The sequence below is a fragment of the Paenarthrobacter sp. CM16 genome, from assembly GCF_013179505.1.
Taxonomy (GTDB): domain Bacteria; phylum Actinomycetota; class Actinomycetes; order Actinomycetales; family Micrococcaceae; genus Arthrobacter.
Genome location: NZ_JABMCX010000484.1, coordinates 1 through 2,022 on the forward strand (window position 1 = coordinate 1; position 2,022 = coordinate 2,022).

The 2,022-nt window shown below is 64.1% G+C and carries 2 protein-coding genes; both read left to right on the top strand.

Annotated elements, in window-relative coordinates; genetic code table 11:
* Positions 1-237: hypothetical protein (locus HP499_RS23690; protein ID WP_172326489.1), on the top strand; the 237-nt coding region annotated here is incomplete at its 5' end.
* Positions 237-2,022, top strand: a 1,786-nt coding sequence (locus tag HP499_RS23695) for an NHL domain-containing thioredoxin family protein (protein ID WP_172326490.1), incomplete at its 3' end; no start/stop codon positions are given. The genes HP499_RS23690 and HP499_RS23695, both read left to right, overlap by 1 nt.

Here is a 2,022-nt window from a genome sequence, read left to right on the forward strand (position 1 = left end):
GCCGATCTCAGTGCTTACAACGATATGTTTGCCCGGCTCGCTGACCGCGATGCCAAGATGGCAGGACGCACGGCCCAGCCTGCCAGGACAGTTCAGCAGTCCCGGACGGCGCAGGCTGAGCGCGATGCCGAGGCCAGCGATGGTCAACGCAGCAATGGTCAACGCAGCAATGCAGAACGCACCACCCAGGACTCTGCCGGGCAGACAGAACCAAACACCAAGCTGGAAGGACGCTGATGAGCGAAACAGTACGCACCCAACTCCGGGTCCGGGCCTCCGAACTGGAGGGTCGCGGCTGGCTCAACACGGGCGGTAAGTCCCTGGACCTCGAGTCCTTGCGCGGCAAGATCGTGCTGCTCGACTTCTGGACCTTCTGCTGCATCAACTGCCTGCACGTTCTGGACGAGCTGCGCCCCCTCGAGGAGAAGTACTCAGACGTCCTGGTGACGGTGGGTGTGCACTCACCCAAGTTTGAGCACGAGGCAGATCCGGTGGCCCTGGCATCCGCCGTTGAACGCTACGAAATCCACCACCCGGTCCTGGACGACCCCGAGCTCGCCACGTGGAAGGCTTACACGGCCCGCGCCTGGCCAACCTTGGTGGTCATTGACCCCGAGGGTTACATCGTGGCCCACCTTTCCGGTGAGGGCCACGCCGGTGGCCTCGCGGTCCTCTTGGAGGAACTCGTGGCCGAGCACGAAGCCAAGGGCACCCTGCACCGGGGTGACGGTCCTTACGTGGCTCCCGTGCCGACGTCGGGAACTTTGCGCTTCCCGGGCAAAGCCACGCAGCTGGCCAACGGCAACTACCTTGTGGTGGACTCCGGCCACCACCGACTGGTGGAACTCCGTCCCGACCTCGAAACCGTGGAGCGCGTCATTGGCTCCGGCACCAAGGGATTCCTGGACGGACAGGCGGAGATCGCACAGTTCAACGAACCACAGGGCGTGGCGGTGCTTCCGTCGGAGTTGGCATGGAAACTCGGTTACGACGCCGTGGTGGCCGATACCGTCAACCACCGCCTTCGCGGCGTGACGCTGAGCTCCGGGTACGTGCAGACAGTAGCCGGCAACGGTGTACAGCGGTTGCTCGACGCCGGCCCCGCCCGGGTGACTGACACCGGCGCGGGCACTTGGTCGGAACACCACGACGCCGGCCCGGCTGACTTCGCTGCCGACGCGATCGATGTTGGCGCGCTGGGTCTCGGTACCGAGGTTTCACTGTCCTCACCATGGGATGTGGTGTGGAGCGAGAAGCTGCAGCGTGTTGTCATCGCGATGGCCGGAACCCACCAGATCTTCGCCTTCGACCCCCTGGCCAACGAGGTTTCCATTCTCGCCGGCTCCGGGCTCGAGGGCCTGCTGGATGGCAAGGCGGAGGAAGCCTGGTTCGCACAGTCTTCCGGCCTGGCCATTGATGGTGAAGACAACATTTGGGTAGCGGATTCGGAAACATCGTCCTTGCGTCGCCTTGTGGTCAGTGATTCCGGTGTGACCGTGGAAACTGCCGTAGGAAAGGGCCTGTTCGACTTCGGTTTCCGCGACGGCGGGGCCGATGACGCACGTCTGCAGCACCCCTTGGGTGTCACAGTCCTGCCGGACAATTCCGTGGCCATCGCAGACACCTACAACGGTGCCGTGCGCCGATACGATCCCGCCACCAAGTCGGTGTCCACTCTGGCGAGGGGCCTCGCTGAGCCGAGCGACGTCGTCGTGGTCCAGGTTGAAGGCAGCGAGCCACTGCTCGTAGTGGTGGAGTCCAACAAGCACCAACTGGTCCTGGTTCCGATTCCCAAGGAAGCCCAGCAGGTGGATGAGGGTGCATCGCAGACGCATCGACCCAAGAGCCCGGTGACTCCGGGTGCGCTGGAACTTGCAGTCAGGTTCACGGCGCCCACCGGCCAGAAGCTGGACGATCGTTGGGGCGACCCCACGCAGCTGAAGATTTCTTCCACTCCGCCGGAGCTGCTGGTCTCCGGTGGCGGCACGTCAGTGGGCTTGCTGCGGACCCTTGAACTTTCTG